The 14,122-nt window shown below is 64.9% G+C and carries 9 protein-coding genes; 6 read left to right on the top strand and 3 right to left on the bottom strand.

Going from position 1 to position 14,122, the window contains the following annotated elements; translation table 11 throughout:
* Positions 1 to 208: 208 nt before the first annotated feature.
* The 4 genes from AC0L21_RS18030 (at position 209) to AC0L21_RS18015 (ending at position 4,702) form a co-directional block, all read left to right on the top strand.
* Entirely contained in the window at positions 209 to 1,750 is a 1,542-nt protein-coding gene (locus AC0L21_RS18030; RefSeq protein WP_473263166.1) for a thymidine phosphorylase family protein, read from the top strand.
* Entirely contained in the window at positions 1,747 to 2,667 is a 921-nt protein-coding gene (locus tag AC0L21_RS18025) for a ribose-phosphate diphosphokinase (protein WP_473263162.1), read from the top strand. The genes AC0L21_RS18030 and AC0L21_RS18025 overlap by 4 nt, the downstream gene beginning before the upstream one ends.
* The gene (locus tag AC0L21_RS18020) at positions 2,664 to 4,259 is read left to right on the top strand and encodes an MBL fold metallo-hydrolase RNA specificity domain-containing protein (protein WP_473263161.1); all 1,596 of its coding nucleotides are present in this window, start codon (positions 2,664 to 2,666) and stop codon (positions 4,257 to 4,259) included. Before AC0L21_RS18025 ends, AC0L21_RS18020 begins: the two co-directional genes overlap by 4 nt.
* A 116-nt stretch (positions 4,260 to 4,375) precedes the next feature.
* Positions 4,376 to 4,702 (top strand): hypothetical protein, encoded by a 327-nt coding sequence (locus tag AC0L21_RS18015; RefSeq protein ID WP_473263160.1) that lies wholly within the window; start codon positions 4,376 to 4,378, stop codon positions 4,700 to 4,702.
* Between the two features lie 39 nt (positions 4,703 to 4,741).
* Here the strand turns inward: AC0L21_RS18015 and AC0L21_RS18010 are convergent, their stop codons facing one another.
* Entirely contained in the window at positions 4,742 to 7,252 is a 2,511-nt protein-coding gene (locus AC0L21_RS18010; protein WP_473263159.1) for a cation-translocating P-type ATPase, read from the bottom strand.
* A 263-nt stretch (positions 7,253 to 7,515) separates the two neighbouring features.
* On the opposite strand from AC0L21_RS18010, the gene AC0L21_RS18005 reads away from it, so the two are divergent.
* Positions 7,516 to 9,171, top strand: a complete 1,656-nt coding sequence (locus tag AC0L21_RS18005; protein WP_473263236.1) for a thiamine pyrophosphate-requiring protein — start codon at positions 7,516 to 7,518, stop codon at positions 9,169 to 9,171.
* 114 nt (positions 9,172 to 9,285) lie between these two features.
* A complete protein-coding gene (locus tag AC0L21_RS18000) occupies positions 9,286 to 11,787 on the top strand; it encodes a GAF domain-containing sensor histidine kinase (RefSeq protein WP_473263158.1) in 2,502 nt (833 codons plus the stop codon).
* 6 nt (positions 11,788 to 11,793) lie between these two features.
* Here AC0L21_RS18000 and AC0L21_RS17995 read toward each other — a convergent pair whose 3' ends face one another.
* Together AC0L21_RS17995 and AC0L21_RS17990 are read right to left on the bottom strand one after the other, a co-directional pair.
* On the bottom strand, positions 11,794 to 13,374 hold the full coding sequence (locus AC0L21_RS17995; protein WP_473263157.1) for an MDR family MFS transporter: 1,581 nt from the start codon (positions 13,372 to 13,374) through the stop codon (positions 11,794 to 11,796).
* A gap of 155 nt (positions 13,375 to 13,529) precedes the next feature.
* Positions 13,530 to 14,045: a YcgN family cysteine cluster protein gene (locus AC0L21_RS17990; RefSeq protein WP_063993066.1), complete on the bottom strand. Its 516-nt coding sequence runs from the start codon at positions 14,043 to 14,045 to the stop codon at positions 13,530 to 13,532.
* Between the last annotated feature and the right edge of the window lie 77 nt (positions 14,046 to 14,122).

Here is a 14,122-nt window from a genome sequence, read left to right as displayed (position 1 = left end):
CGCTGGGGAGCGCGCGGCGGACGGTTACTGTTTATCAACCATATTCCTGACGTGCGTTGGAGGTCGCAGTCCGCAGCCCGCCTGCTGCTCGTCACCGCAAGGCGACCCGAGCGCCATGCCGGGCCAGGACGTCGGACGTGATCTGGGTCAATTGCATGGAGCCAGTGGCGGGTAAGCATGGAGGCCCAACCTTCCTGCCGGCCCCTTCATGCATCCAGATCCCTCACGTCCCCAACTCAAGATCCGCCGTGTCCATCTCGATACCGGCCGCGAGAACGTCGTCGTCATTTCCAGGCGGTCGAAGGCGCTGCGTGCGGACATCTTTCGCGGGTTCAGTCGGGTCGAGCTTCGTCTCGACGGCAAGGTGCTGCTCGCGACGCTCCTGATCACTGACGACGACGCGCTGGCCGCCCCCGACGAGATCGGCCTCTCCGAGCCCGCGTTCCGGCGTTTCGCGCAAGCCGCCGGCACGCTGGTCACGGTCACGCCCGCCTCCCCTCCGGAGAGCCTGGAGGCGGTGCGCGCCAAAATTCGCGGACGAACGTTGAGTCGGGCGGAAATCGGCGCGATCATCGATGATCTCGCACATTACCGCTACTCCGACATGGAAATCGCCGCATTCCTGATCGGTTCGGCGAGCTTCATCACCAGTGACGAGCTCCTCTCTCTTACCGGTGCGATGGCCGAGGCCGGCACGCAACTGGTGTGGCCGGCCCCGATCGTGGTCGACAAGCATTGCATCGGCGGCATCCCCGGCAATCGCACCTCGATGGTCGTGGTACCCATCGTCGCCGCGCACGGCCTGCCGATTCCCAAAACGTCCTCCCGCGCCATCACCTCGCCGGCGGGCACCGCCGACACGATGGAGGTGCTGGCGCGGGTCAATGTCGGGGTCGAGGAGATGAAGACGATCGTTGCGACCTGCAATGGATGCCTGATCTGGGGCGGGCACGTGAATCTGTCGCCCGCCGACGACATCCTGATCTCGGTCGAACGCCCGCTCAGTCTCGACACCCGCGAGCAGATGGTTGCCTCCATCATGTCCAAGAAGATCGCAGCTGGCTCGACGCACCTGTTGATCGACATTCCGGTCGGACCGACGGCGAAGGTCACCAGCGCCGTCGAAGCGATGCGCTTGCGAAAAATGTTCGAATTCGTCGGCGATTGTTTCGGTCGCACGATCGAAGTGATCACAACCGACGGCCGCCAGCCGATCGGCAACGGCATCGGGCCGGTGCTCGAGGCCAACGACGTGATGGCCGTGCTCGGTAACGACCCGGATGCCCCGCGAGATCTGCGCGAGAAATCGTTGCGCCTCGCCGCCCATCTCCTCGAACACGATCCGAAGCTGCGCGGCGGGGCAGGTTATGCGCGGGCTCGCGAGCTGCTCGATAGCGGGGCGGCGCTGAAGCAGATGCAGAGGATCATCGATGCCCAGGGCCCATCGAATTGCAGTACCGAGCTCGGCAATCTTTCGTTCGACGTCAAGGCCGCGCACGACGGCGTCGTCACCGCAATCGACTGCCTGCGGCTCAATCGCCTGGCCCGCACCGCCGGCGCGCCGCTCGACAAGGGCGCCGGCATCCGGCTGTTCAAGAAGATCGGCGACCGGGTCGAGCTTGGCGAGCCGCTCTACCGCGTCCACACCTTCGACCAGCCGGAGTACGATCTCGCTGCGACTGCGACCGCTGCCGACGCCGGGTACGCCATCAAAGATCGAGATACCCTTCAAGGCGGGACGGCGCCGTGAGCACGATCGCCTTCCAGAGCCTGCCCTCGGCCACGGGTGCAGCAGCGCGAGTGGCGACGAAGCTCGGACTTGCCTGTGAGGAAATTGATCTTCACCATTTCCCCGACGGCGAACTGCGTATCACGATCGGCCCGGTCGCGGACACGGTTATCCTCTACGCCGCACTGGACCAGCCCAACGAGAAGCTGATCGCGCTGCTGCTGGCCTGTGAAGCACTGCGACGCGCCGGCGCAAAGCGTTTGGTCCTGGTGGCGCCGTATCTATGTTACATGCGGCAGGACGCGGCTTTTCATCCGGGCGAAGCTATCAGCCAGCGCGCCATCGGCCGACTCCTTACAGGAATCGTCGATCGTGTCGTCACCGTCGACGCGCATTTGCACCGCACGGCCAGGATCGAGCTCATGTTTCCCGGCATCGAGGCGGACAATCTGTCCGCTATGCCGGCGATTGCGAACACCCTCGCAAAAACTGGAGTCGATCCGGCCACCGTCGTGATCGGCCCCGATTCCGAATCCGAGCCATGGGTGAGTGATCTCGCCCGGCGGCTCCAATTGCAGCATACGGTCGCCCGAAAGATGCGCCACGGCGATCGTTCCGTGCAAATCGACTTTGCCAATCCGGGCCTGCTCTCCGGTCGCCCGGCGCTGCTGGTCGACGACATCATCTCTTCCGGAGCCACATTGATGGTTGCGGCGAAGGCGCTTGAGGCCGCAGGTGCGACCGGCATAGACGCGATCGTGACGCATGCCCTGTTTCCGCCCGAAATGGTCGCGGCGTTCAGCGACGCCGGCATCCGCTCCATCCGCTCGACCGACAGCGTGTCGCATCCGACCAACGCGATCGCGCTCACCGAGATTCTCGCGGCTGCGCTGCGGCCCGAACTGAGCCAGACACCTGCGCCGGAGACGACGACATGAGCATCACCGTTCGATTTTGCGGCGCCGCCCGCACCGTGACCGGCTCGAGCTACCTTTTCCAGACTGCCTCCGGCCGCTTCCTGGTCGATTGCGGCCTGTTCCAGGGGCAGAAGACGCTCAAGGAGCTCAACTACGGCGGTTTTCCCTTTCGGCCCGCCGATATCGATGCGGTGCTTCTCACGCACGCCCATATCGATCACAGCGGATTGCTGCCAAAGCTCGTGCGCGAGGAATTTGGCGGACCGATCCTGGCGACGCGCGGCACGATCGACCTCTGCTCCTGGATGCTGCCCGACGCCGGCAACATCCAGGAGTCCGAAGTCGCACAACTCAACCGGCGCAACGCTGCACGCGGCCGCAAGGAGGTCGAGCCGATCTACACGCAAGCAGACGCGCTCACCACGCTGCAATCGTTTCGTCTCGTCGACTATGAACGCTGGATCGACGTGATATCCGGCGTTCGCGCGCGCTACTGGAACGCGGGCCATCTGCTCGGGTCCGCCTCGATCGAGCTCGAGTTTGCCGATGCGGGTGCAACGCGCCCGTTGCGCGTGCTACTCTCCGGCGACGTCGGCCCCGAGGCAAAGCTGCTCCAGCCCGATCCGCAGGCGCCGTCGGACCTCGACTACGTCATTTCCGAGTCGACCTATGGCGACCGCGTGCGTGCCGTCACAACGCCGGAGCAGCGCCGGCAGCATCTTGCGACCGAGGTCCGCGATGCCGCAGCCGCCAGGGGCGCCCTGCTCGTCCCTGCCTTCGCGGTCGAGCGCACCCAGGAACTGATCGTCGACCTCGTCGATCTGATGGAGCGCGGCGAGATTCCGGCAGCGCCGATCTTCCTGGATTCGCCGCTCGCGATCCATGCAACCGAAGTATTCCGGCAGAACGCGACGAGCCTCGATCAGACCGTCGACGTCAGCCGTCTGCTCAACTCGCCGCATCTCAAGTTCACCGAGACGGTGGCCGAGAGCAAGGCGATCATGCGGCTCTCCGGCTTTCACATCATCATCGCGGCCAGCGGCATGTGCGATGCCGGCCGTATCCGCCATCATCTGAAGCACTGGCTGTGGAACGCGCATGCGACCGTGCTGCTCACCGGCTTCCAGGCCAACGGCACGCTCGGCCGCTTCCTCCAGAACGGCGCCAAGGCGGTACGAATCCAGGGCGAGGAGATCCGGGTCGCGGCGCGGATCCGGATGATCGACGAATATTCCGGACATGCCGACGGCGCCGGCATCGCCCGCTGGATCGCGGCACGCCGCCCGATCGCGCGCGGACTGTTCCTGATCCATGGCGAAGAGAATGCAATCGCGGGTCTTGCCGAGCGCGTCGCCGAACGCATCCTTCCGGCGGCGAAGATTTATCAGCCGATGCTGGACGACATCTATGAGCTCTCGACCCCCGAACCGCGCGTGCTCGACGTCGACCATCGGCGCCGGCTGGCGCCGGAAGCCGTAACCCGTCTCGACTGGCACAACGAGATGTCGGAACTCATGCTCGACATCAACGACCGCGTCGCAGCCGCCGCCGACGACCGCGCCCGCGGCGTCATCATCCGCAGGCTGCGACGGGCGCTACAGGAGAATGGATAGGCGGGACGAATAGCCGGGCGCTTTGACGGTCGTGCGAGTCCTGTTAGTCTTCAGCATAGCGTGGCTCGATGAGCCAACCTGCCAATCGATGAACCAGAGCTGTTCGAAGGATGCGAATGAGAAGCGCGACGCTCTTGGCTCTCGGCCTCATGTTTGCCGGCACATGGCCGCACGGCGGCGCGACAGGACAGACTTCGATCAGGCCCCCGGTTTCAATTGCACCGCCCAATGCATCGCCCGCGCCTAATCCGGCCGCCGATTACGATGGCTTCAGCGCAGGCGTCAGCGACGACAACGACACGTCAAGTCAGGAGATGCCGCCCGCGAGGTCACGCGCAGCAAAGGGCTCCAGGTCCAATCCGGATAGCGCCAGCCAGTCATCGGTCGATCAGGAAGACGACGTATTGAAGAGAAAGCTGACGATCTGCAAGAACTGCAAATAGACGTTTGTCTGCCGTTGTCAGGGCAGACTTTCATGCGGGCTACGAGGCTCGGGCAAGCCAGCGACGGCGCAGCGGGTATTTCGACAGTTCCAGCAACACCAGGGAAATCGCCGCCGCCACCACCGTAATCGCGAGATCGTCGGCATGCAGCGGACCAAAGCGAAACAGGTCCGCTGCGGCCGGCCACGCGAGGCTCAGGGCAAGCACGGCGGTCACGAACACGACAATGACGGCCAGCGTCCGGTTCGGCCTGGTGAAGGCCTCGACAAGCGATGTCGAGAACGAGCGGTTGACGAAGATCAGGCTCACGATCACCAGCACCAGCGAGAAGAACGTCAACGCCCGCACCTCGTTCTCCGGCATGCCGTAGGCATTCGCCGTCGCCATCACGCCGCCGGTCAGGGCCAGCGCAAGACCGCCCTGCAGCGCCGACCAGACCAGCAGGGACCTTGGCAGCAGCAACTCGTCCGGCGCGCGTGGCGGCCGCTGCATCACGTCGCGCTCTTCGGTCTCGGCCTCGAAAACCAGTGAGCAGACGGGATCGATGATCATTTCGAGAAACGCAATGTGGACCGGCCCGAACAGCAGCGGCATCCCGGTCAGCAGCGGCAACAGCGCAAGCCCCGCAATCGGAACATGGACCGCGAGGATAAAGCTCATCGCCTTGCGAAGATTGTCATAGATCCGGCGGCCGAGCCGAACCGCCTTCACGATCGAGCCGAAATCGTCGTCGAGCAGAACGATCGAAGACGCTTCGCGCGCCACGTCGGTGCCGCGCCCACCCATGGCAATGCCGATATGGGCGGCCTTCAACGAGGGTGCGTCGTTGACGCCGTCGCCCGTCATGGCGACGATCTCGCCGGCGCCCTTGAGTACATTGACGACGCGCAGTTTCTGAGCGGGCGCAATTCGGGCAAAGACGGTTTGTTCCCGCGCAGCCCGGGCGAGTTCGGCATCGGCCATGCTTTCGACGTCCGCCCCCGTCAGGACGCGCCGGGGATCGAGGCCCGCCCGCGTTGCGATCGCAGACGCGGTTGCCGGATAGTCTCCGGTGATCATGACGACACGGATGCCTGCAGAACGGCATTCGGCGACGGCGCCCTCGACTTCAGGCCGCAGTGGATCCGCAAAACCGCTCAGGCCGCAGAAGCGGAAAGCAAAGCCGCGTTGCGTCTCGGGAAGAGACGTCTCCGCGCAAGTTGCCCGCGCCACGCCGAGCACGCGAAGCCCTTCCTGAGCCAGCGCATCGACACGTGCCCGCAATTCAGACAGCTCTTCCGCGCTCATTCCGCACAGCGAGCCGATCGCTTCCGGTGCCCCCTTTGCTGCGACGACGCATTCGTCACCGCTTCCCCGCCATAGGTTCGACATCACGAGGAGGTCGTGACGCAACCCGTAGCTCTGCACGAGCCGTCGGCCGGTCGCCGTACCCGGTCTGAGCGAATGCAACGCTTTCTCCATGGGATCGAACGGCTCCGGAACGCACGCCAGAACCCCGGTCTCGATCAGCGGATCGAACGCAGGCTCAGGGCGCTCCGCGGCGCCAGGCGTGTATTGCGTGCCATCCGGCAGCACCAAGCCCGCGACCGTCATGCGGTTTTCCGTCAACGTGCCCGTTTTGTCCGTGCAGAGCACGGTCGCCGCGCCCAGCGATTCGATCGCCGATGCGCGCCGCGTCAACACGCGCGCCTGCGAGATGCGCCAGGCGCCCATGGCAAGGAACACCGTTAGGACGACGGGAAACTCTTCGGGAAGCATCGACATGCCAAGCGCAATGCCTGCCAGCACGCCCTCCAGCCAGCCGCCGCGGTAGATTCCGTAGAGGAGTACGGTCAACGCGATGACGATGGCGCTGGCAATGGCAAACATCGTCACGAGGCGCGTGGTCTGCTGCTGCAGACGTGGCGTTTCCGTCACCAGGGCACTGAGCGATTGTCCGATCTTGCCGATCTCGCTCCGGATTCCGGTCGACAGGACTTCGGCCACGCCGCTGCCCCGCACCACCAGCGTGCCGGAGAACACAAACGGCTGGTCGTCACCACCGGCGTGCGGCGTGCGCGGCTGTTGGAGCGCTAGACTTGCCTGCTTTCGGACCGGGACGGACTCGCCCGTCAGCAGCGATTCATCGAGCAGCAGATCGTCGCATCGAACGACGCGGGCGTCGGCCGCCACGCGGTCCCCCTCGGAGAGCACGATCAGGTCGCCGCGAACGACCTCCCGGCCGGGAATACGGATGCGTTCGCCCGCGCGGATCACAAGCGCGCGGGGGCTGGTCAGATCCCGTAGCGATTCGAGCAGGCGTTCGGTGCGCGCCTCCTGCACGATGGTGATGACAATCGAGATCGACGCAAGGACGAGGAGCAGCAAGGCCTCGCCGAGATCGCCCAGGACAAAATAGATCACCCCGCCCGCCAGCAGCAACAGCAGCATGGGCTCGCGCAGAACGTCGAGGATGAGGCCCACGATCGTGCGCCGGCCCGTCCGAGGCAACTCGTTGAAGCCCTCGGCCTTGAGCCGGGCCTGCACTTCGGACGCGGTCAGCCCCTGCATCGACGGCGATCAAACAACAGATACTGGAAGCTCATTCGGGTCCCCGGGAATTTCATGGAAAGATGCGATGTGTCATCATCATCACCACCGCGGCCATTATGCCATGCGACAACGGCCTGCCGGCTTGAGCTGCGTCAAGCATCGACCTGACAGAAGGACGCGGCTGCCTTGCATGGCTGACCTACCTGCGGGGGCATGGAGCCGTGCTTTACCCTCCGCCAATTTCCTGATCCTCTCTCCCCTAATCAGCCGGAGCAACCGGCCTGCCCAGGGAGAGAGACGCCATGAAGCTCGGCACCGCGATTGCGGAAATCATGAAGCGCGAGGGGATCGAGATCCTCTGCGGCTATCCGGTCAACCATCTGATCGAGCATGCGGCCAGGGCCGATATTCGGCCGGTGATGGTGCGGCAGGAGCGCGTCGGCATCCACATGGCGGATGCGATCTCGCGGGTGACATCGGGACGCTCGATCGGCGCGTTCTGCATGCAGCATGGGCCCGGTGCGGAGAATGCGATGGGCGGCGTCGCGCAATGCTACGGCGAATCCGTTCCCGTGCTGGTGCTGCCGATGGGCTATCAGCGCAGGCTTTCGCATATCGAGCCGAACTTCAATTCCAGCGAAGCGATGAAGGCGTTTTCGAAATCGTCGGAGCCGATCATCCTGGCCGCGGAAGTCGCCAACATTTTTCGCCGCGCTTTCACCAAGCTGAAGAACGGCCGCGGCGGGCCCGTCATCGTCGAGATCCCCGCCGACATGTGGAACGAAGAGGTGCCGGAGCCGCTGAACTATACGCCGGTGCTGCGCACCCGCTATGGGGCGGACCCTGTTCATGTGAAGGAGGCGGCCGACCTGCTGGTCAACGCCAAGCGTCCGGTGATCTATGCCGGCCAGGGCGTGCATTACGCGCAGGCCTGGCCGCAATTAAAGCGGTTGGCCGAACGGCTCGCCATTCCCGTCACCACCAGCCTTGGGGGCAAATCGTCCTTTCCGGAAATGCATCCGCTCTCGCTTGGCTCCGGCGGCCTCGCGGTGCCGCGGGCGGTGCCGAAGTTCCTGGCCGAGGCCGACGTCATTTTCGGCATCGGCTGCTCCTTCACTGAAACAAGCTTCGGCGTCGCGATGCCTAAAGGCAAAACCATCATCCACTCCACACTCGATCCGAACCATCTCAACAAGGACGTGGAAGCCAGGATCGGCCTGGTCGGCGATGCCGGGCTCGTGCTCGACGCGCTGCTGAATGAGATCGGCAAGACCGTCCCCGCGGATCGCGACGCATCGGCGGTGGCGGCCGAGATCGCGGCCTCGCACGAGGAGTGGCTGGCGAAATGGATGCCGAAGCTCACCAGCAATGATGCGCCCTTGAGCCCGTATCGCGTGCTGTGGGACTTGCAGCAAACCGTCGATATCGGCAACACCATCATCACCCACGACGCCGGCAGCCCGCGCGACCAGCTGTCGCCGTTCTGGAGGTCGGTCGAGCCCCTCACCTATCTCGGCTGGGGCAAGACGACGCAGCTCGGCTACGGCCTTGGGCTGGCCATGGGCGCAAAACTCGCAAAGCCCGACAAGCTCTGCATCAATGTCTGGGGCGACGCGGCGATCGGCTTCACCGGCATGGATTTCGAGACCGCGGTGCGCGAGCGGATCCCGATCATGTCGATCCTGCTGAACAATTTTTCGATGGCGATCGAATTGAAGGTGATGCCGGTCTCGACCGAGAAATATCGCTCGACCGACATTTCCGGCGACTACGCCGCGATGGCACGCGCCTTCGGCGGCCATGGCGAGCGGGTGACGAGACCCGAGGACATCGTCCCCGCGATCAAGCGCGGCATCCAGAAAACGCAGGAAGGCATTCCCGTGTTGCTGGAGTTCATCACCAGCAAGGAGACCGAGGTGTCGCGGCCGGGCACATAAAGCTGGCCGGATTCTGGCAGCAAAACTCGCTGTCGCGGACGCTGGCTCCGGCCGCAGGAGATGTGATAATCCGCCTTGGTGCCGCGCATGTCGCGGTATCAAGCCGGAATGCGAATGACCACCCCTTCCAACGACATCGAAGAACTCGAACGCCTGTTACAGGCGGCCACAGCCGAGAACGCGCAGCTTCGAAGCGAGCTTGCGACCGCGCGCGATCGTCAGAGCGCCGGCGCCGGGATTCTGCGCACCATCGCGGCCTCTCCGTCCGATGCCCGGCCGGTGTTCGAGGCGATTGCATCCAGCTCCCGGCGTTTGCTCGGCGGCTTCTCCGCCACCGTGCTTCAGTTCATCGAGGACGAGCTCCACCTCGTGGCGTTCACACCAACGAGCCCTGAGGCGGACGCAGGGCTCAAGGCCTCGTTCCCGCGCAAGATTGCCGATTTTCCGACCTTCGCGCTGGTGCGTGGCGGTGAGACGATCCAGTTTCCAGATAGCGAAGCCGCGGAAGTCCCGGAGCTGAACCGGAAGCTTGCGCGGCTGCGCGGCTTCCGCAGCGTGCTGTTCATGCCGCTGATGAACCGGGGGATACCAGTCGGCATGATCAGCGTCACGCGCGCCGAGCCCGGCGCGTTCGCGGCCGACCTCGTCCAGCTGCTTCAGACCTTTGCCGACCAGGCGGTGATCGCGATCGAGAATGCGCGGCTGTTCAACGAGACGCGCGAGACGCTGGAACGCCAGACCGCCACCGCCGACATCCTGAAAGTGATGGCCGCTTCGCCATCCGACGTACAGCCGGTGTTCGATGCCATCGCCACCAACGCCAACCGGCTGATCGGCGGCTTCTCCACGGCGGTGCTGCGCTACATCGGCGGCGCCGCGCACCTTGCGGCGTTCACGCCGACCGATCCGGCCGGCGATCGCGTGCTGCAGTCCTCGTTCCCGGTGCCATTCGCGCAGTTCCCGCCCTACCAGCTCGTGGCCGATGGTGCGGCGGCGCAATTGCCCGACACCGAGGTCGAACCGGCAGCCCGCGACATCGCGCGCGCCCGAGGCTACCGCAGCATGCTGTTCGCGCCCCTGATGAGCAACGGCGAGGCCATCGGAATCATCATCGCCACGCGGCGCGCGACCGGTGCGTTCGGCGAGCATCATGTGCGGCTGCTGCAGACCTTCGCCGACCAGGCGGTGATCGCCATCAAGAATGTCAGCCTGTTCAACACCACGAGGGAAGCGCTGGAACGGCAGACCGCGACCGCCGACATCCTCAAGGTGATCGCGGCCTCGCCCGCGGATGTGAGGCCGGTGTTCCAGGCGATCTCCGACAGCGCCAAGTCCCTGGTCGGCGGACATTCCTCCACCGTCACGCGCGTCATCGACGGCCTGCTGCACCTCGCCGCCTTCAGCACCGACAACGAAGCCGGCAATGAAGAGCTGCTCAGCTCGTTCCCGGCGCCGCTGTCGGCATCCGGCATTCACAGCCGGGTGGCAAGAAGCGGAGAGTTCGCATTCCGCAGCGACATGCAGAACGAGCCCGACCTGACGGACGCCATGAGAGAGCTGGCGCGGACGCGAGGTTATCGCAGCACCCTCGTGATCCCGATGCTGCGCGACGGCGTCGCGATCGGCACCATCGGCGTGACGCGGCCGGAGGCCGGTCCCTTCCCGGACAAGGCGATCGCCCTGCTCAAGACCTTTGCCGACCAGGCTGTGATCGCGATCGAGAACACGCGCCTGTTCAACGAGGTGCAGGACCGCACCAGGGACCTCGCCAAATCCCTCGACGATTTGCGCGCAGCCCAGGACCGGCTGGTCCAGACCGAGAAGCTGGCCTCGCTCGGACAGCTCACGGCCGGTATCGCGCACGAGATCAAGAACCCGCTCAACTTCGTCAACAATTTTGCATCGCTCTCCGCCGAACTGACGGACGAATTGAACGATGCGCTCGCGCCTGTCCCGCTCGCGAACGACGTCCGCAGCGAGGTCGACGAGCTGACCGGACTGTTGAAGGACAATCTCGCGAAAATCGTGCAGCATGGCAGGCGCGCCGACTCCATCGTCAAGAACATGCTGCTGCATTCCCGCGAGGGCGGCGGTGAACATCGGCTGAGCGACATCAACGCGCTGGTCGAGGAGAGCTTCAACCTCGCCTATCACGGCGCCCGCGCCGAGAAGCCGCATTTCGACGTGACGCTGAAGCGCGAGCTCGATCCCGCGGCCGGGCAAGCGGCAGTGTTTCCGCAGGAGATCACGCGGGTGCTGCTGAACCTGATCTCGAACAGCTTCCACGCGGTGGCCAAGCGCAAGTCGGATGACGGCGCCACCGATTACGAGCCGGTGGTGATCGCCGCAACGCGCGACCTGGGCGACAGCATCGAGATCCGCATCCGTGACAACGGCACCGGCATTCCGCACGAGGTGAAGGAAAAGATGTTCGATCCCTTCTTCACCACCAAGCCGGCCGGCGAAGGCACCGGCCTTGGATTGTCGATGAGCCACGACATCGTGGTGAAGCAGCATGGCGGCACGATCGACGTCACGACGGAGCCCGGCGCGTTCACAGAGTTCACGATTCGATTGCCGCGAAACAGCAGCTTTCCGGACGGAGGCCGCGGCTAGCGGTTCTTATTCCGCCATCTCGACGGGTTGCGTCGTGGAGGGACCGGCCAGCGGCCGCTCCTCCATCATGATCAGGCAGAGCGCGGCGCCGGCCATCAGCGCCGTCGCGGCGCCGAAAACGTAGCGGAACGCATGCCGCATGTCCTCGGCGGGGATCGCATTGACGGCGCCATGATGCTCGCCGGCGAGCGGAACGTCGGCACCGAGGGCGATGAGCAGGATGGCCGCGAACGCCGCGACCGTGAATGAGGACATCAGCGAGCGGAAGAAGTTCAAGGCGCCGGTGATGGTGCCGACCTGCGGACGGGCGACCGAATTCTGCACCGAGACCACGCAGACCGGAAAGGTGGTGCCGAGGCCAAGCGCAAACGCAGCCATCAACGTCAGCAGCGCCCAGAGCGGCAACGTCGTCAACGTGAGGCCGAGGCCGCACAGCGCAGCCCAGGACGTTCCGACGATGGCGACCCGCTTGTAGTGCCTGGCGCGCGCCATGGTGCGACCGGCGACGGCCGCGCCGCAGGTCGAGACCGCCGCGAGCGGAATCAGAGCGAGACCCGCTTCGCTGGCGCTGAGGTGATAGACCGCCTCATAATACAGCGGGAGCTGCACCGTGAGGCCCGTGATCGCACCGAGCGCGCAGCCGCCGGCCATAAGCCCGAACGGCACAACCGATCCGCCGAGCAGCGGCAGCGGCAGGAACGGCTCGTCCGCGCGGCGTGCGTGCCACACGAAGGTGACCGCGAGCGCGACGGCGCCGCCCACCATCGCGAGCACGGTCGGCGAGAGCCACGGGAAACGCGTGCCGCCCCAGGTCAGCACCAGCATGAAGACGACGGCGGAGGCCATCAGCAGCACGCCGCCGAGCCAGTCGACCTTGCGCTTGCGGTGGAACACCGGGATCTTCTTCATCCTGGGCAACAGCAGCGCGATCGCCGCGGCCGCGAGCGGCACATTGATCCAGAAGATCATCGACCAGTGCAGATGCTCGGCGAACACGCCGCCGATGACCGGGCCGAGAATGCCGCCGACCATCCAGACGCTGGAGAAATAGGCTTGATATTGGCCGCGCTCGCGTGGGCTCACGACGTCGGAGATCACGGTCTGCACCACAGGCATGATGCCGCCGCCACCCAGCCCCTGGAGACCTCGTGCAAGAATCAGCATCGGCAGGTTCGGCGCGATCGCGCACAGCACCGAGCCCGCCACGAACAGGCTGAGCGAGATGATGATCATCACGCGGCGGCCATAGATGTCGCTGAGCGTACCGAACACCGGCGCGACCGCGGTTGAGGCGAGCAGATAGGCGGTGATGACCCAGGAGAGATTGGAGACGTCGTGGAACTGGCGTCCGATGGTCGGCAGCGCGGTCGCGACGATGGTCTGGTCGAGTGCGGCCAGGAACATCGTCAGCATCAGGCTGATGACGATGGTGCGGACCTCGTCCTGCGACAGCGGCGCCCGCGGCGCGAGCGAAGGAGCGTCATCGACGCTCAAAACCTCGCTCGGAAGGCGCGACAATTCCTCGGCGAGATCGTCGGGCAATGTCTGGGTGTCGGCAGAACTGCTCTGCCGCTCGAACTTGTTCATCTCGATCGGAAGCCATGAGGCGGCGCAACGCCGCGAAGGATTCGTTCTATGCAGCCAATGTAGACAGCAAAGTTCTTCTCGGGCAGGCACCGCGGCGCATGGGAGCATCCCACCCGACGGCCATCCCGAAGGCGTGATCTATCTGGTGCGGCGGATCAGTCCTTCGGACGTCGCTTCAGGCGGGCTCGTTTCGGCAACTGCGCCGGCCATTGCACGATGTGGTTCTCGAGCTCGTCGTCCGGGATCTCCACTTCGCTGCCTTCGACCCGTCCGCGTACGGAGACGCCGGCCTCATGCACGGTGTCAGGATCGCCCGACACCAGCGGATGCCACCAATAGAGGTCGCGGCCTTCCGCGACGAGCTTGTAGCCGCAGCTCGGCGGCAGCCAGTTCAGGGTGCGGACATTGGCCGGGGTCAGGCGGACACAGTCCGGAACCTTGTCGGAACGATTCGCATAGTCCTTGCAGCCGCAGGTCACCCCATCGAGCAGCTTGCAGCCGACATGGGTGAAGTAGATGTCGCCGGTGCCCTCTTCCTCGAGCTTGTTCAGGCAGCAGCGGCCGCAGCCGTCGCACAGGCTCTCCCATTCGGGCCCCGACATCTCTTCCAACGTCTTGGTTTTCCAGAAGAATCCTTCCTGGCCTGAAGGTCGTTTGGGAGCTGCGGTCATGCGCCTCAACAAAAGTTCGAAAGAGCTACGGCTGGTGCCATCTAGGGCGTGCGGCCTTGGGGCTGCAAGCAACGCCC

The organism is Bradyrhizobium sp. WSM4873, assembly GCF_055811355.1.
Note: the sequence above shows the minus strand (reverse complement) of the source record. Positions and strands in the feature narration are given on the sequence as shown.